We start from the raw sequence: 15,738 nt of genomic DNA on the forward strand, positions 1-15,738 counted from the left end.
ATCACACTGCGGTTTTGTCGGCAATACGTTCTTCGCCGTCAATGAGTTGACTGATGGCTTCCGCTGCCTTTTTTCCTGCCAGGAAAGCATGATCGGAGTTGTAATATTCCCACTCGCTGTAGCGTCCGGCCAGGATAATATCGCGCTCCGAAAGCCATTGCCGGATGGTTTCAACGCTCTGCTTTCTCGCATGGTCATATACCACATAGGCATATGGCATATCGACCAGATTGGCCGTAATCAATTGATCGTCCTGCGTAAACAAACCCACCTTGATGCAGTCTTCCACGCATCGGTCGATTAACTCCTGGCCGTCGAGTGGGAGAGGTTTGGCCGGCGAGTAGGATATCTCGCAGGTGAGCCCAAATCCGCCCGGAGGATTGCAGGCAGGGCTTGCATTTCCCTGGAGAAAAACCCGATGGAAGATGGTGTCTTCCGGATAATAGATCCAGTGCTTGTCTGAAATGTTTTCCCTCCCAATACCCAGGTTGACGCAGCGCACCGAAACGTGGCGCAACGCAGCTGCCGCTTTTTTGATTGACGGAGGTGCTTCGTCGCCCATCCTGCGGATCAGCTCGGGTAGCGGCATGGTGCTGACTAGGTGCTGGTACCGGTAGCGCCTTCCATCCGCCAGTGTAACCAAGTGTTGGTCCGGTGAAATGCGGGCAACATCTGCGTTGACCTCAATGGTGCCTTTGATGTGGGGAACAAAGCCAGACATCATTGCCTGAAATCCCCCCCGAAGAGGGTAACCAAAGCGCGCATTGGGACCCATCGGTTTGGCAACAGGCCGCAGGGCGCCTTCTATGATTTCCTCCAGATCAGGCAGGGGTACGCGGCCCCCAAGCCAGGAAGTCTCCATTTCCGTCAGTGGAACTGTCCAAAGCTTCCTGTTGTATGGTATTGCAAAATGTTTGGCGATGCCTGGCCCCCACACCCGGTAGATGAAATTTTCGAAGTTTTCCACTTTGCTTCTTTCAACCACGCCTTCGGTGGACCGTACTTTGCCCGACTCCGGCGCAATACTCCCGGTCCCATCCGCGCAGCAGTCGGACACGGCGGCAGCGGCGCCATCTGTACCCTGGCAAGTTCCTTCCATTGATTTTGCTTGTGGAGTCTTTAACGCGCCATAACGCGCTTCCATCGCTCCGACAATGCATTCCTTGATGACATCCGCCGGCAGCCCATAGAGGGCCCCCTGAAATGGATAGCGAGTATGAACACCTTTGCTGTAAACCCAGGCTTCACGGTTTTGCCAATGAACGTTATCGCCAAGCAGAATCTTGTAGAGCTGATGAACATAGGGGTCGTTTGAAAACATGATGTGACCGGCATGATCAAAGGTGAAACCTTTGTCTTCAATCGAGCGGCACCACCCGCCGACAATCGAATTCTTGTCCAGCAGCAGCGTTTCTTCGTCAAGGTGATAAGCGGCACTCAATCCGGTCGGCCCCGCTCCGATAATGACACACTTTCTGTTTTCGACAGGGGCAGGCTCGATGTTCTGATGGATGAGGGACTCAGGTTCCGTGAACCGGCGTACGCCCCTCGTTGATCCTTCGGTTTGCAAGGCGGCAGTCTGCATGAGCTCATGCATTTTTTCAGCAGTTGTATTCCACGAGGTTGCCGATACCAATTTTCGCATTCTCATAATCGTTTGCGTATTATCTTCGGGCGTGGTCAGCAACGCGTTCTCGCAGGCCCGTATGAAAGCCTGCGGGGTATCTGCAATCGACACGACTTCCCCATACAGTTCCACTACATCGGCAACGGGTGTGCTGACTATGGGCAATTCGGCAGCCATGTACTCCAGCGTCTTGGTCGGGCTGATGAAGCGTGTGGATTCGTTCAGTGCAAAAGGCAGCAAACATACGTTCCAGCCAGCCAGAAAATGTGGAAGGGCCTTATAGGGCTGCTGACCTAGGTAGTGGATGTTATGCCGCCGCGGCAATGCGCTTCGGCTGATCTTCGCGACGGGCCCAACCAGGACGATCTGCCACTGCGGGTGCGCCTCCGCCAGACGATCGATGAGTTCCAGGTCAATCCGCTCGTCTATCACGCCATAATAGCCGAGCCGGGGGCCGGGTATGTTCTCGTGAGCCGGATGGCGATTGCTGCGATCTCTTGCTTGTTCAAAATGTACGATATCTACACTGCTGGGAAAGCAGTGTACGTTCGGGTGGCGCGACCTCTTTGCCCGGTAGAGACTTGGTCCGCCGGTAAAAACGAGGTCCGCAGTTCTCAGCAACGCATTTTCCCGTTGAAGCATTTGCTTGGGCGGATTCTTGAAAGAAGCCAGTTCGTCCATGCAATCATAAATAACCAGGGAGGGTTGCAGTTCCCGCAGCAACGGCAACGCCATTGGAGTATAAAACCAGGCAATGTGTTCTTCTTCCAGAACAATGAATTGCCTCATCAATTTGATCAGATGCGGCAGTTGTTCGTCATGAAAACCCGATGCGGCGACCGGAGTGTGAGGCTTGACTACGGTAATGTTCGGCAAGGGTTGAGAGTATTCGAGGAAGCTGTCGTGCTGGTGCAGAATCGGCTCTTCAATGAAAACAATTTTGTAGTTTTCAGCAAGCCGGGAGAGAAGATGTTGGGGGCGTTGATATACAAAGTCCCAGCGCAGATGGGAAAAAACAATAATTGTCGTCATTGGGACTCCTGGAGTGTTGGGTGGGGTTTGAATTGAAAGGCAATGTGAAAAAAGATTATGAGTCAGTCGTTGAGCATCTCTTAAGCCAGCGGCATATATCTGCGATAAAACCCGCTGGTATCGTGTTTCTTCTTTTTCCCCCTCGATATTTACTTCCCATAGGCCGCTTTTATGCCAATGTTCCGGGTTATCCCAATCTGGCCGATCCACGATGGGGTACAGACAGATTCCATGCAGATCCACCCCAGACTGTTGAGCTATTACCGCGTGCTGCGCCACTTCCTTGATCCACGCACCCCTGCCGCTTCCGACATGGCTGGTTTCCGAGATTAGAAGGGGGCGGTGATAGCGGTGATAAACCTCGTTTAGAAGGTCATACAATGGAACCCGGCGGGGGTGATCGAGGTGCCAGAAGAGAGGGAGGCTTGCCTCCCATTTGTCGCCGCTAGATTCCCATTGGTTGCTGTGGTAGTAGTTGACCCCGACCAGATCCAGAAAGTGGGGCGCGCCCCCTAGCTCAGGCTCTATGCGTCCGCAGAGCATGTCCCAGGCTTCGAATTGGGATTGCCTGTACATCTTTGCGTGATCCTCGAGATCAGGCCGGTCATCAGGGGCAACGACGTGTATCAGCGGGTCGCAATGAAGAATGCGAGCGGAAGAATTGATTTTCCAGATTTCCTCGCAACCTTTCAGCGTTGCTCGCACCAACTGCCGCTTTAACTCCGCTCCGTCGTCACCATGGGGATTGGCGCACATGAAGCGATTTCGCGCAGATACCCAGCTGGTGAAGGAGATTTCGTTGATCGGCGTGTAAATGGAAACAACGTCGTTGGTCGAAAATGATTCAAGATATTCCACCGTCCGAGAACAAAACAGCGAAAACCGATCAATGAAATCAGCCGAACAGGGATCGATCTCATCTGGCCAACCGTAATGACATAACGTCCATATGACCTGTAAGCCAAGGTCTCGAGCCGCATGCGCACGTAATTCGACAGACGAAAAATCGAAGCGTCCCTCTTTTTCCACTGACCGCCAACCCACGCTTTCACGGACCGTTCCGATTCCGAAATCCCGTAGTAGCGAATAATCGTGATATGCCAGATCAGCATGCTGCGTGGCGTGATTCATGGATAAAGGTACCCCCTCACCATTGATGTGGTCCGAACCTTCATAGCCTGCCTGCCAGAAAGAAAGGAATATTTTGTTATTGATAGCGTTCATCGAACAATGGGTCTGGAGCAAACTGTCGGGAGGCAGCGCGAACCGATAATGATGCTTTTCGCATTCTTGTTACTCGGCCAGCACAGGTGATTGTCGCTATGATCGGGGTTTTTAGGGCAAGCTACTGTGCGATAACGAACAGTTCGTGCGCTACTCGTACAACATCTTCGGTTCTATTGTGAGATCATCTACCACTTGCGACTACTCAGGGCAAACGGACAGGAAGGGCTCGACGAATGGAAGACGAAAGCTCAAGACGGGAGCTTGGGGATTCTTCGACGTGTGTGGGGGTGTTAGGGCGTCAGGACAACCTTGCGGCAGTCGTCTTCCTTTTTTTCGAAGATTTTATATGCGGTAGCTGCTTCAGCAAGGGACATCCGGTGACTGATGATGACATTCGGTTGCAGCTTTCCGGATTCGATATGTTCCAGCAGTTCGGGAAGGAAGCGCTGGACATGAGTTTGCCCCATTCTGAAGGTAAGGCCTTTCTCGAAAGCATCACCGAAAAGGAAGGCATGGATAAAACCCGCATACACTCCTGGCACGCTGATCGTGCCACCGCGCCTTACTGCTGCGATGCATTGGCGCAAGGCTACGCCGCTACTGCCTTCCAGTTTCAGGTTGGTCATGACAGTCTCGAGTGCGCTGCCTTTGGCTTCGAATCCTATTGCATCGATGGCCGCATCGACACCTCTGTAAGAAGTTTTTTCGACAATGACCTCGGCAGGATCGACTTCATCAAAATTGATGGGAAGTATGTCATACGTTTGGCGGGCGAATTCGAGTCGATACGGATGATGGTCGACCATGAAAATCATTTCTGCTCCAAGAAGCCGCGCGCAAGCCGCCGACATCAATCCCACCGGGCCGGCGCCAAAAATCACAACGCTGGAACCTGGGCCTATCTCTGCATTCAGTACAGCCTGGTAACCGGTAGGCAAAATATCACTCAGAAACAGGACTTTCTCATCCGGAAGCGTTTCGGGGATCTTGATGGGGCCCACGTTTGCCTTCGGCACTCGTACATATTCAGCCTGGCCGCCCGGCACCCCCCCATACAGATGCGTATAGCCAAAAAACGCTGCGCCTGAACGCACGTTTTTTTTATTCACGATTGCGCCACGATCCGGGTTGGTCGTTTCACAAGCGGCATACAATTGCCTCTCGCAGAAGAAGCATTGTCCGCAGGCGATGACGAAAGGGACCACCACCCGGTCGCCTTTTTGCAACGCTGTAACCCCCGAGCCCGCATCGACGACTGTTCCCATAAACTCATGACCGAGTATGTCGCCATTCTTGAGTTCGGGCATTTTGCCCCGATACAGGTGCAAGTCCGAGCCACAGATCGCAGTAGCGGTAATTTTTAGAACAATATCGTCCGGTTCCTGAAGTATCGGGTCGGGTACGGTATCCACGCGAACGTCGTAGCTTCCATGATAAGTGACTGCGTGCATTGGCTTCTCCTTTGAAGGGCGAGTGGCGGTGTACCGGACGTGCGAGACAGCGTTGGCTCGAGGACGCTAATCCTCGAGTCAGATTTACCTCGCTATTTCGGCTAAGGGGAACTTTGCGGTATCCTGCTAGCTTCTTCCGGACTTATTATTCCGTTTCGATCCAGGTCCGCCCCTTCCCGATTTGCGCGATTGAGTCTTTCCTTCATCGGGTCGCGTCCGCTCATCAAGCCGCTCGGTGGAGGACCGGACTGAACCGGACCGACCTGTCCGGGGGCGAGCGGTGGCGGCGTGGAATCGTTTTGCCTCATCGAGGGTTTCGGCGGCATAGTAGGTGGGGGAGGGGGCTGCCCGATAATGTAGCGGCCCCCCTGGGTGTAGTCGCCCCCTTGGGGGTAGCCGCCTCCTTGGGGGTAGCCGCCCTGGCTAGGGGGTTGCCCTACGATGGAACCTCCCGGCCCCGGCGCAGTCTGCGCATGAATTGCCACTGGCGCAAGGAAAACCGTGCCCGCCAGAAGCAAGGATTGAGCCGCAAATTTTGAAGGCTTCATGGCTGCTCTCATAATGGTTTTAGAAAATAAACGACCGATCGAAAACAGGATTCTATTTGGGGAAGATATGATTTTCAGTGCGGAATCGCACTAACAGCACGAGAGAACTACCGGGTGATTGAATCTGCCGAGAGCGAGCTGTGAAGCACCTCTATTGCCGCGTTTAGCAGGCGTTCAGTGGAAGCGGCAATGACTCGTCCATTCGAATTCAAGGTGAGGGGTTTTCCTGTCCAGTCTGTAATCTGTCCGCCCGCGCCGTTAATTATCGGCACAAGTGGCAAATAGTCGCAAGGCTCCAGATTGTCCTCGACTACCAGGTCACAATAGCCGGAAGCGAGTAAGCCATATGCATAGCAGTCGCAAACAGGACGAGTGATGGCGGCGACGCGGTACAATGTCTCGATCCCTGCATATTTCTCATCAGAATCAGAATCGGCTTCTCGCGGGGCTGCGATATAAAGCCGGGCTGCGTCAATGGAGCGACAGCCACTGACATTCGCCTGGCCATTGCTGATCCCGTCCGTGAATGTTGTCCTTTTGCCCATTCCACCCCATCGCTCTCCCATTGCGGGAAGATCGACCAGTCCGGCGATAGGTTGGCCGTCATCCAGTAGTCCAATGAGTGTCCCGAACAGCGGGTTTCCCATTGTAAAGCTCTTCGTCCCATCAATCGGGTCCAGGATCCAGCTATAGCGTTCCCCGGGAGTGCAGCCATATTCTTCCCCGATAATGCCATGGTCCGGATATCGATCACGTATTACACGATGCAGCGTGCTTTCGATCTTGCAATCCGCAATCGTCACGGGACTAGAGTCTTCCTTCCAGCAGATATCCAGTGAAGTACGGAAATATCGTAGCGCGATGGACCGGGACACATCAGCCAGGTGTTGGGCAAACTCTAACGCTTCCTCTTCATCCATCAGGCTTTCCTACTAAATAGTCTTTTTACTCTTTGACTTGCCCGACGATTTCTCCAGCTCCCTGCCATCGTGCCGCAACACGCTGATTTCCCCGTCTTCTTCAAGATGCGCGATTTTTACCTCGCTCAAATCCTCGATGCCCTGTTCCCGCAATCTGGATTTTAATTCTTCGGTAGTAATCAGTTCCTTGCGCATGGCTTTACGGAGCATTTTGCCGTTTTCTATCAGAGCCAGTGGGGGTGGCTGAACCAGACGCCTGATAGCCAGGAAATGGAAGCTCAACAAGTCCAGCAGATAATTCCAGCCCGCAAGGGTGGCAATAAGAAGACAACCATCCGTGATGGAATCGTAATCTCCGGACATGCCGTTGCTGGCTGCATCGGCTATCAGCACAAGCAGCATCACATCCGCAATGGCGATAGCACCTACATCACGGCGAAGTACCAGCCTGAACAGCAAAAAGATGAACCAGTAGATGACTGTTCCTCGCAGGATTATTTCGGCGGGATTTACGGAAAAACCAAAAAGACGAGACCAATCAATCATGCCTTTACTTTGATCAGGGAACTTTTGTTGTGGGTAGAGCTGAGAAATATGGCAGGGAGACGGGTCCATGCCGTACTCCGATCGCGACAGGACAGAGAGGAAACCTGTAGTGACTATAGGGGGTTGCTTCAGCCACCTCAGTGCGATAACGCACATTCCGAGCCTCTGCCATTGAGGTAGAGTGGCAACAGTAGGGCGTGAAACGCTGCTGCCCCGGAATCGCATTCAGGGTTTCCTGAATGCGATGCCTGACTTTCTTCGGGCAGAATCTATTGGCGGTGCGACCCTGTTTGCGGTATACCTTCGGGGAGGATGCTTCCGTGCGAGGAGGGCAGTACCGGCCAACCCGAGTGCGAAGGTTGCATAGACGATTAGCAGGGAAGGCTGGGAGAGTCGATGCTCAAACCCGGGCGTAAGCCGGGGGGTGAGTTGTTTAGGCGTAAAGTGAAAATCGACGGCATAAGCGGCGGCGGCTGTTGCGATAGCCGGAGCAAGTACTGCTGCAGTGCTTTCGGCAGGAGGCAATTGCTGACGAAGCTTTTCATACCAGATTGCCCAGAATACAGACGCGGCGTGGTGTATCGCGTAGCCGATAAGAGTGTATCGAAGGCTGAAGTGGTCCTGATAGGGCGCATGTCTTCCCCATATCCATTGACTGGGCCCGTTGACAGGGGCGGCAAACTTATCCAGTTCAACCTTGCCCAGGATCGAAAGCGCAATGGTCGACACAACGCTCGCTACGGCACCGGAAACGAGGCTGTTGCGAATTGCGCCGCTCCATGTTTTTTCAGGGTGCATCATGGCTGAAACTATACTTTATTTCGATCTTAAAGATATGTATCCCGCACGAAAATTCGGTTGATCTGTCTGTGCGGGTTTTAATTCCAGTGTACACGATATGTCAACCATCTTGATTACCGGCGCTTCGGGCTTTATCGGCAGCCATCTGGTTATGGCATTGTCTGCTGCGGGACACAGAATCGTATGTGCCACCCGGCGCGGCCAACCGGAGGATATAAGTAATATAAAGGATTTGAAGGGAACTCAGGATTTGAAGGGAACTCGGCTCACTTATATCGCGGCAGATTTTACGCGCGATTTCGATATGGAGGTCTGGAAAAAACGCCTTGCCGGCATCGATGTGGTGATAAATGCGGTTGGAATATTGCGGGAGCACGGAAGGCAAACATTCCAGGCACTGCATGACCGTGCCCCAAGGGCGCTATTTGCGGCTTGCGAAGCAGCAAATGTGAAGGTCGTGCAGATATCCGCGCTCGGTGCGGACGAAAATGCGCGCAGCCGGTATCACCTGAGCAAGAAAGCCGCAGATGATGCATTGCTTGCCCCTCCGAACAAGGGGAACAAGAGCAACAGGAGCATGGTCGTACAGCCATCGCTCGTATACGGGCCGGGTGGGACAAGCGCGCAATTGTTCAACCTCATTGCGAGCCTCCCGGTTATCCCGCTGCCCGGAGCAGGAGATCAACGGATACAACCGATTCATATTGACGACCTGACGCAAGCGGTGGTGGAGCTTCTCGAAACCGATCGATATCTTGGACAACGTATCCCTCTGGTGGGGCCGGAACCAATCACTTTTCGAGACTATCTGGGTGAGTTGCGGCATCTGATGGGATTGGGTCCTGCTACGTTTTTGCCGGTCCCTGTCGGATTTGTCGAGTTCAGCGCGCGCTTGGGCCAGCGGCTCGGGAAGGGTTTGCTGGACCTGGAAACGTGGCAGATGCTTCAGCGGGGGAATATCGCCGACCCAGCCATAACGTGCGCGCTGCTCGGTCGCAATCCCCGGCCTGTACGGGAATTTGCCTCAAAGTGGGAGGTGCAGGCCCTCCGCCTGTCGGCGCTCCTTGGCTGGTTGCAGATCGTGCTGCGTGTTTCATTGGCAGCAGTGTGGTTTGTGGCAGGTGCGGTTTCGATGGGGATTTATCCGGTAGAAGAGAGCTATGTTTTGCTTGCCCGCGTGGGAATTACTGGCGGCCTTGCCCCAATAGCACTTTACGGTGCCGCAGCAATGGATATTGCTTTTGGGTTCGGAACCCTTTTTCTCCGTGACCGTCGGTTACTCTGGATAGCTCAGGTCACCCTGATTGGCGTCTATATGGTTGCCATCACTCTTTTTCTCCCTGAGTTCTGGCTGCATCCCTTCGGTCCGTTGATAAAAAATCTGCCCATCCTTGCAGTCATCCTGTTGCTGTATGAGTTGGAGAAACGATGATCGAGTTGGAGGAGCAGTGAACGAGTACATCGTTGTAAAGTGGCTGCACATCCTTTCATCGACATTGCTGTTCGGTACGGGCATAGGGACAGCCTTTTATATGTTTTCGGCGAGCTTGACGCGTGACTCCGCCATTGCTGCTGCGGTTACCAGAAATGTCGTTACCGCTGACTGGATATTCACGGCGACGACCATCGTCATCCAGCCGCTTACAGGTTTTTATCTCGTCTACCTGGCAGAAATTCCCGTGACCAGCAGGTGGGTAATGTGGTCGACAGTTTTATACCTGATCGCGGGAGCTTGCTGGCTTCCGGTTGTGTGGCTCCAGATACGGATGCACCAGCTCGCTGCCGATGCGAGCAACAGAAAGGACGAGTTGCCGCCCTTGTACTGGCAGTACTTCCGGTTCTGGATCGGGTTGGGTATTCCCGCGTTTATTGCACTGGTTATTGTGTTTTATCTGATGGTGGCCAAACCGATATGACGGTGGTTCTGAGCGATGAACGATAGCTGCGTGCTTCATGAATGCTCCGTTGCGCTTCTTTTAATCGATGTCATCAATGATCTGGAATTCGAGAGTGGACAACAGCTCATTGAATATGCCGCGCCGATGGCGCGAAACATTTCGTCCCTTAAAACCGAGGCCAAGAAACTCGGCATTCCCTGTCTGTACGTGAACGACAACTTTGGACAATGGCAGTCCGACTTCAAACATCTCGTGTCATGTTGTGTAAAAGACGGTATCTGCGGCGCGTCGCTTGCCCGTGAGCTTGTTCCTCAGCAGGACGATTATTTTGTTCTCAAGCCAAGGCATTCGGGCTTTTTCCAGACGCCCCTGGATCTTCTGCTCCAGAGTTTGCATGCGAAAAAGCTCATCCTTTGCGGCCTTACCACGGATTCCTGCGTGCTGTTTACCGCCAACGATGCATATTTGCGCGGCTTTGAGATCCACATTCCTTCCGACTGCTGTGCAGCGATAAACAAAAGCCGACATGCTGACGCTCTGGGCCAGATGCGACGAACGTTAAAGGCTAACACGGCGGAATCAGTCCGTGTCGATCTGGAACAATTACTGGGCGATAAATAAGCCGGTATTGTCTCCGGGAAGAACCCATTTCTTGCCGTCCACGCTCTTCCGCGTCGCTGCAATCCGGTGCTTCCCGTCCCCGTTTTTTCGGGCTCCTTCGAGCCTCCGGAAAGCACATAATTTCTTGACTAACCGTTCATTTAGCTATAAATTTCCGTATCCCTTCTTTCTGGCAATTACCGCTTCTCCCCGTACTTACTCTAAATCTAAAGGTCGCAAACAATGACTCTCGGTCTTATAGACTTGCCATGGTGGGGTTATATCGCCGTTACCCTCGGCCTTACTCACATAACCATAGCCAGTATCACAATCTTTCTGCATCGTCATCAAGCTCATCGTTCACTGGATCTTCATCCCTTGCCGAGTCATTTTTTCCGCTTCTGGCTATGGCTCACGACCGGGATGGTCACCAAGGAGTGGACCGCCATACACCGGAAGCATCACGCCAAGTGTGAAACGGTCGATGATCCCCACAGTCCCCAAATAGTCGGGATCGCGAAAGTGCTGAGGGAGGGATCGGAGCTCTATCGCGCAGAAGCCAAAAACATGGAAACCATGGAAAGATACGGCCATGGTACGCCGGATGACTGGCTGGAGCGGAATGTCTATGACAAGCACAGCCGTAGGGGTGTGGCCCTGATGCTGATCATCGATGTCATCCTGTTCGGGCCGATCGGCCTTACCATCTGGGCCATCCAGATGGCATGGGCACCCATCATGGCTGCGGGCGTGATCAACGGGATAGGGCATTACTGGGGCTACCGTAATTTCCAGGCCGAAGACGCCAGCACCAATATCGTTCCCTGGGGAATTCTCATTGGCGGAGAGGAGTTGCACAATAATCACCACGCTTATGCCACTTCCGCGCGGTTATCCAACAAGTGGTATGAATTCGACATCGGCTGGATGTATATTTGCATTCTCCAGTGGATGGGGCTGGCGCAGGTGAAGAAGGTGGCACCGAAACTGCGCCTCGATGCCGCAAAGACAGAATGCGATGCAGATACGCTGCAAGCTGTCATTTCCCATCGCTACGAAGTACTGGCAAAATACGCCCAGTCTCTCAAGCAGACGCTGGCAAAGGAAGTTGATCATCTGAAAGAAGCGGCGACAAATCTTGGCGTTGATCGTTCCACACTCAAGCGTTGGGTGCTTGCGGACTCCAAGACCCTGCAGGAAGACGAGCGGGCAAAGCTCAATCTGGTGCTGAGCAAGACAAGCACGCTGGATAAAGTTTACAAAATGCGTGAGGAATTGATGACGGTATGGCAACGCTCCACTTCATCCAAGGATGAATTGGTCAAACAGCTGGAAGACTGGTGTCACCGTGCCGAGGAAAGCGGCATCGAGGTACTGCAAAATTTCTCCCGCAGGCTGCGCTGCTACGCTTAAGAATTTCTTAAGTTTAAGAAAAATTACATAGGACTCAAAAACAGGAAACCCGCCATTTGGCGGGTTTCCTGTTTTTGAGTCCATATTTTCTGAGCTTATATTTTTACAATACTTATTCCACGGCTTTCCTGATCCCGGTGAAGAAATCTATTTGAGCTTGATTTCCTTGTACTTGACGTGCTTGCGCGCAACCGGATCGAATTTGGTAATTTCGATTTTTTCCGGAGTGGTGCGCTTGTTCTTGGTTGTGGTGTAGAAATGGCCCGTTCCCGCGGAGGATTCGAGCTTTATTTTTTCTCTCATGGTAATGTCCTTATCCTTACTTAGATTACCTTTTCGTTACCTTATCGATACGGCCAAGTTGCCGACTGACTGCGCTTTACGCTTTAAACTCTTAGATGCTGTCGCGGCGTGCGCGCATTTCAGCCAGTACTGCATCGATGCCATTCTTGTCAATTGTACGGAGCGCTTCATTGGACACGCGCAGACTAATCCAGCGACGCTCACTCTCAACCCAGAAGCGGCGGCGTTGCAGATTGGGCAAAAAACGCCGCTTTGTTTTATTGTTCGCGTGGGAAACGTGGTGGCCGGTCATGGGCTTCTTCCCGGTAACTTCACATACTCGTGCCATGATTGATCCTGTCCGAAAGCGGAAAAACGAATATTATATCCCGATTTTCGGGATTTCCTCAAATCAAATCAATCCCTGTTCGGCAAACGATAGGGTCGCGCCCCTTCCAACAATAAAATGATCCAGTACTCTCACACCGATGAGCAGAAGTGCCTGCTTCAGGGATTGTGTGAGAACCTCATCTGCGTGGCTTGGCTCAGCCGCCCCCGAAGGATGATTATGTGCAAAAATCACAGCCGCGGCATTATGATGAAGCGCCCGTTTCACTACTTCACGCGGGTAAACGCTGGTCTGTGTAAGGGTGCCGCGGAACAGTTCTTCAGTTGCAATGACCCGATTCCGTGCATCAAGAAAGATGCTCACGAAGACCTCGTGCTCCTTCCCTTCGAGGCTCAGGCGCAAAAAGGCCCGGACAGGTCCCGGTGAATCCATCGCATCGCTGCTTTTCAATTCTTCTTCCAGCGCGCGGCGCGCCATTTCCAGCACTGCCTGCAACTGCGCGAACTTCGCCGGACCCATTCCTGGCACCTCGCAGAATGCGCTTTGGTCTGTGGCAAAGAGCCCGGTCAAACCCTTGAAACGTTTGAGCAGTTCTCTTGCCAGATCCACAGCGCTCTTGCCGGCGATGCCCGTACGCAGGAATATCGCCAGCAGCTCCGCATCGGAAAGGTATGCGGGCCCGTTCTTCAGGAGTTTTTCCCGCGGGCGCTCGGCTTCGGGCCAGTCTGAAATCGGCATAGTAAATGTAGCAATGTAGCGAGGAATTATTCAGAGATTCCTTTGCTTAAACGTCAGTTTGTGAAAAAACTGTAGTTGAAGAATATATCGCTCCGTAAAGCGGTGCGCGTTTTGGGAGTATTGAGTTAGACTCCTCTTTTTTGGGGAGTAATTCGGTTGGAGACGACTGGCAGGACGTCTGAGGCAAGGCGTGTGCTTTTGGGACTCACGGGGGGAGTTGCGGCATACAAGGCGGCAGAACTGGCGCGCCTTTTGATAAGCGGTGGCGTGGAGGTGCAGGCAGTCATGACGGCGTCAGCCTGTCGTTTTGTCGGTACGGCAACGCTACAGGCCTTGACCGGTAAGCCCGTATTTACCGAGCTGTGGGATGCCAGCGTAGCCAACAACATGGCTCATATCGACCTTTCACGCAACATCGATGCCGTTGTCATTGCGCCTGCCAGTGCTGACTTTATTGCCAAGGTTGCCCATGGCCTTGCGGATGACCTGCTCTCCACATTATGCCTTGCGCGTGCGTGCCCCTTGCTGATTGCTCCCGCAATGAATCGGCAGATGTGGGAAAATTCCGCCACCCGTCGCAATCTCGACACGTTGCGCAGGGATGGTGTGACAGTGCTGGGTCCTGCCAGCGGCGCGCAGGCGTGTGGCGAAACCGGCATGGGACGCATGCTCGAAGCGCATGAACTCGCGGAAGCCGTACACGCTTTTTTTCAACCCAAACTGCTGCAGACCAGGCGCGTACTCATCACTGCCGGACCTACCTTCGAAGCAATCGATGCAGTTCGAGGGATAACCAATTCAAGTTCCGGCAAAATGGGGTATGCGGTGGCGCGTGCCGCAGCCGAGGCAGGAGCGGAAGTAATCCTCGTATCCGGCCCGGTTTGCCTGGAAGCGCCACCGAGCGCCCGCCTCATCAAGGTGACAAGCGCGCAGGATATGCTGGTAGCCGTAAAAAGCGAAGTTCCACATGTCGATTTTTTTATAAGCGTCGCTGCCGTGGCTGACTATCGTCCCAAAAGTGCCAGCGAACACAAAACGAAAAAGAACGACAGGAATATCATCCTGGAGCTTATTCCCAATCCTGATATTCTTGAATACGTGGCAAATCTGCCCGATCCGCCATTTTGTATTGGTTTTGCTGCGGAGACTCAAAATCTGGAAGAGAATGCCGAAGCCAAGCGCCATCGGAAAAAACTTCCACTTCTTGCTGCCAATCTCGCCCAAGAGGCGATAGGTGCGGAGGAAGTTGCGTTGACGCTCTTCGATGATTCCGGCAAGCATTCCTTGCCAAAATCGTCGAAAATCGAACAGGCGCGCCACCTCATCGCTCATGCAGCATTGCTTTATGAAAAATGGCGGAATTTTAATTCATGAAAAAAATAGATATAAAAATTCTCGATTCGCGCCTTAAAGACCAGTTGCCCACCTACGCGACCTCCGGCTCCGCCGGCCTCGACTTGCGCGCCTGCATCGAGCATGTGATGACGATTCAGCCTGGAGAAGCCCACCTTATCCCCACCGGAATCGCAATCCATCTGTCTGACCCCGGACTCGCCGCACTGGTACTCCCTCGCTCCGGCCTCGGCCACAAGTACGGTATCGTGATGGGAAATCTGGTTGGGTTGATCGACTCGGATTACCAGGGGCAGATATTCGTATCATGCTGGAATCGGGGGCAAGCACCTTTCCTGTTGAACCCGATGGAGCGCATTGCGCAACTCGTAGTGGTACCCGTCGTACAGGTTGGTTTTAACGTGGTGGACGACTTCGAGCAAAGCGAGCGAGGAGCGAATGGTTTTGGCAGTACCGGGAAGCACTGATGCGCATCTTCGCCTTTATTCTCGTTTTTCTTTTATCGGCGCCAGGCAAGGCAGAAATGCCGGTACGTCAGCTCAGCATATCCCGGCACACTTTTTCGGTTGAAGTGGCGCATACGGAACCTGCCCGGATCCAGGGATTGATGTTTCGCCAATCCCTGGCTGAAAACGCCGGAATGCTGTTCGTGTTTTCTCACCCTGAACACTACAGCATGTGGATGATGAACACGGATATTCCCTTGAGTGTTGCTTTCCTGGATGAAAAAGGGGTTATTCTTAATATCGCCGACATGATGCCTCGCACGAGCACAGCGCATAGCTCAGCCGGCGCGGCAAAATATGCGCTCGAGATGAATCTCGGCTGGTTTGCCGCAAGAAACATCAAGCCGGGCCAACGAATCGACGGTCTCGAAAAAGTGCCGGCGGCGGAATGATCTAAGGAACCGCTGAACAAATCTCTCGCAGCCCTCGCACTTGTTAAGCGGCTCC

16 protein-coding genes are annotated in these 15,738 nt (G+C 53.1%); 7 read left to right on the forward strand and 9 right to left on the reverse strand.

The window, feature by feature from the left end:
- Window position 1: 1 nt before the first annotated feature.
- The 6 genes from BMY01_RS05045 to BMY01_RS05070 all read right to left on the reverse strand — a co-directional run bounded on the left by BMY01_RS05045 (window position 2) and on the right by BMY01_RS05070 (window position 8,152).
- Window positions 2–3,883, reverse strand: a complete 3,882-nt coding sequence (locus BMY01_RS05045) for an NAD(P)-binding protein (protein WP_074744897.1) — start codon at window positions 3,881–3,883, stop codon at window positions 2–4.
- A 293-nt stretch (window positions 3,884–4,176) separates the two neighbouring features.
- Window positions 4,177–5,337, reverse strand: coding sequence for a zinc-dependent alcohol dehydrogenase (locus BMY01_RS05050; protein WP_074744899.1), 1,161 nt, complete (start codon window positions 5,335–5,337; stop codon window positions 4,177–4,179).
- 101 nt (window positions 5,338–5,438) lie between these two features.
- Window positions 5,439–5,885 carry a hypothetical protein gene (locus BMY01_RS05055; RefSeq protein ID WP_074744901.1) on the reverse strand — a complete coding sequence of 149 codons (447 nt, stop codon included), beginning with the start codon at window positions 5,883–5,885 and terminating at the stop codon, window positions 5,439–5,441.
- A gap of 107 nt (window positions 5,886–5,992) precedes the next feature.
- Window positions 5,993–6,805: an inositol monophosphatase family protein gene (locus BMY01_RS05060; protein WP_074744903.1), complete on the reverse strand. Its 813-nt coding sequence runs from the start codon at window positions 6,803–6,805 to the stop codon at window positions 5,993–5,995.
- 12 nt (window positions 6,806–6,817) lie between these two features.
- Window positions 6,818–7,351 (reverse strand): DUF421 domain-containing protein, encoded by a 534-nt coding sequence (locus BMY01_RS05065; protein WP_074744905.1) that lies wholly within the window; start codon window positions 7,349–7,351, stop codon window positions 6,818–6,820.
- Window positions 7,352–7,576: 225 nt separating this feature from the next.
- Window positions 7,577–8,152: a hypothetical protein gene (locus BMY01_RS05070; protein ID WP_074744907.1), complete on the reverse strand. Its 576-nt coding sequence runs from the start codon at window positions 8,150–8,152 to the stop codon at window positions 7,577–7,579.
- Window positions 8,153–8,249: 97 nt separating this feature from the next.
- Between BMY01_RS05070 and BMY01_RS05075 the strand changes: the two genes are divergently transcribed.
- The 4 genes from BMY01_RS05075 to BMY01_RS05090 all read left to right on the forward strand — a co-directional run bounded on the left by BMY01_RS05075 (window position 8,250) and on the right by BMY01_RS05090 (window position 12,063).
- Window positions 8,250–9,584 (forward strand): NAD(P)H-binding protein, encoded by a 1,335-nt coding sequence (locus BMY01_RS05075; RefSeq protein ID WP_074744909.1) that lies wholly within the window; start codon window positions 8,250–8,252, stop codon window positions 9,582–9,584.
- Between the two features lie 16 nt (window positions 9,585–9,600).
- Complete coding sequence (locus BMY01_RS05080) at window positions 9,601–10,068, forward strand: DUF2269 family protein (protein ID WP_081353738.1); 468 nt, start codon at window positions 9,601–9,603, stop codon at window positions 10,066–10,068.
- Between the two features lie 15 nt (window positions 10,069–10,083).
- Window positions 10,084–10,671: a cysteine hydrolase family protein gene (locus BMY01_RS05085; RefSeq protein ID WP_074744912.1), complete on the forward strand. Its 588-nt coding sequence runs from the start codon at window positions 10,084–10,086 to the stop codon at window positions 10,669–10,671.
- 222 nt (window positions 10,672–10,893) lie between these two features.
- The gene (locus BMY01_RS05090) at window positions 10,894–12,063 is read left to right on the forward strand and encodes a DesA family fatty acid desaturase (protein ID WP_074744914.1); all 1,170 of its coding nucleotides are present in this window, start codon (window positions 10,894–10,896) and stop codon (window positions 12,061–12,063) included.
- A gap of 147 nt (window positions 12,064–12,210) precedes the next feature.
- Here BMY01_RS05090 and rpmG read toward each other — a convergent pair whose 3' ends face one another.
- The 3 genes from rpmG to radC form a co-directional block, all read right to left on the reverse strand.
- Entirely contained in the window at window positions 12,211–12,366 is a 156-nt protein-coding gene (gene rpmG / locus BMY01_RS05095; protein WP_074744916.1) for a 50S ribosomal protein L33, read from the reverse strand.
- A 91-nt stretch (window positions 12,367–12,457) separates the two neighbouring features.
- Window positions 12,458–12,694: a 50S ribosomal protein L28 gene (gene rpmB, locus BMY01_RS05100; protein ID WP_074744918.1), complete on the reverse strand. Its 237-nt coding sequence runs from the start codon at window positions 12,692–12,694 to the stop codon at window positions 12,458–12,460.
- A 63-nt stretch (window positions 12,695–12,757) separates the two neighbouring features.
- Window positions 12,758–13,432, reverse strand: a complete 675-nt coding sequence (gene radC / locus BMY01_RS05105) for a RadC family protein (protein ID WP_074744920.1) — start codon at window positions 13,430–13,432, stop codon at window positions 12,758–12,760.
- A gap of 192 nt (window positions 13,433–13,624) precedes the next feature.
- Between radC and coaBC the strand changes: the two genes are divergently transcribed.
- Genes coaBC through BMY01_RS05120 form a run of 3 tightly spaced genes read left to right on the forward strand, consistent with a single transcriptional unit; the run spans window position 13,625 to window position 15,683 of the window.
- Window positions 13,625–14,806 carry a bifunctional phosphopantothenoylcysteine decarboxylase/phosphopantothenate--cysteine ligase CoaBC gene (coaBC, locus tag BMY01_RS05110; RefSeq protein ID WP_254772611.1) on the forward strand — a complete coding sequence of 394 codons (1,182 nt, stop codon included), beginning with the start codon at window positions 13,625–13,627 and terminating at the stop codon, window positions 14,804–14,806.
- Complete coding sequence (dut, locus tag BMY01_RS05115; protein ID WP_074744924.1) at window positions 14,803–15,252, forward strand: dUTP diphosphatase; 450 nt, start codon at window positions 14,803–14,805, stop codon at window positions 15,250–15,252. The genes coaBC and dut overlap by 4 nt, the downstream gene beginning before the upstream one ends.
- Window positions 15,252–15,683, forward strand: a complete 432-nt coding sequence (locus BMY01_RS05120) for a DUF192 domain-containing protein (RefSeq protein ID WP_074744926.1) — start codon at window positions 15,252–15,254, stop codon at window positions 15,681–15,683. The genes dut and BMY01_RS05120 overlap by 1 nt, the downstream gene beginning before the upstream one ends.
- Window positions 15,684–15,738: the final 55 nt, after the last annotated feature.

It is taken from the genome of Nitrosospira multiformis (assembly GCF_900110185.1).
Classification (GTDB): domain Bacteria; phylum Pseudomonadota; class Gammaproteobacteria; order Burkholderiales; family Nitrosomonadaceae; genus Nitrosospira; species Nitrosospira multiformis_A.

Coding starts and splice junctions, on each gene's coding strand:
- BMY01_RS05045 (WP_074744897.1), bottom strand. CDS start 3,883: ATGAACGCTATCAATAACAAAATATTCCTTTCTTTCTGGCAGGCAGGC.
- BMY01_RS05050 (WP_074744899.1), bottom strand. CDS start 5,337: ATGCACGCAGTCACTTATCATGGAAGCTACGACGTTCGCGTGGATACC.
- BMY01_RS05055 (WP_074744901.1), bottom strand. CDS start 5,885: ATGAAGCCTTCAAAATTTGCGGCTCAATCCTTGCTTCTGGCGGGCACG.
- BMY01_RS05060 (WP_074744903.1), bottom strand. CDS start 6,805: ATGGATGAAGAGGAAGCGTTAGAGTTTGCCCAACACCTGGCTGATGTG.
- BMY01_RS05065 (WP_074744905.1), bottom strand. CDS start 7,351: ATGATTGATTGGTCTCGTCTTTTTGGTTTTTCCGTAAATCCCGCCGAA.
- BMY01_RS05070 (WP_074744907.1), bottom strand. CDS start 8,152: ATGATGCACCCTGAAAAAACATGGAGCGGCGCAATTCGCAACAGCCTC.
- BMY01_RS05075 (WP_074744909.1), top strand. CDS start 8,250: ATGTCAACCATCTTGATTACCGGCGCTTCGGGCTTTATCGGCAGCCAT.
- BMY01_RS05085 (WP_074744912.1), top strand. CDS start 10,084: ATGAACGATAGCTGCGTGCTTCATGAATGCTCCGTTGCGCTTCTTTTA.
- BMY01_RS05090 (WP_074744914.1), top strand. CDS start 10,894: ATGACTCTCGGTCTTATAGACTTGCCATGGTGGGGTTATATCGCCGTT.
- rpmG (WP_074744916.1), bottom strand. CDS start 12,366: ATGAGAGAAAAAATAAAGCTCGAATCCTCCGCGGGAACGGGCCATTTC.
- rpmB (WP_074744918.1), bottom strand. CDS start 12,694: ATGGCACGAGTATGTGAAGTTACCGGGAAGAAGCCCATGACCGGCCAC.
- radC (WP_074744920.1), bottom strand. CDS start 13,432: ATGCCGATTTCAGACTGGCCCGAAGCCGAGCGCCCGCGGGAAAAACTC.
- dut (WP_074744924.1), top strand. CDS start 14,803: ATGAAAAAAATAGATATAAAAATTCTCGATTCGCGCCTTAAAGACCAG.
- BMY01_RS05120 (WP_074744926.1), top strand. CDS start 15,252: ATGCGCATCTTCGCCTTTATTCTCGTTTTTCTTTTATCGGCGCCAGGC.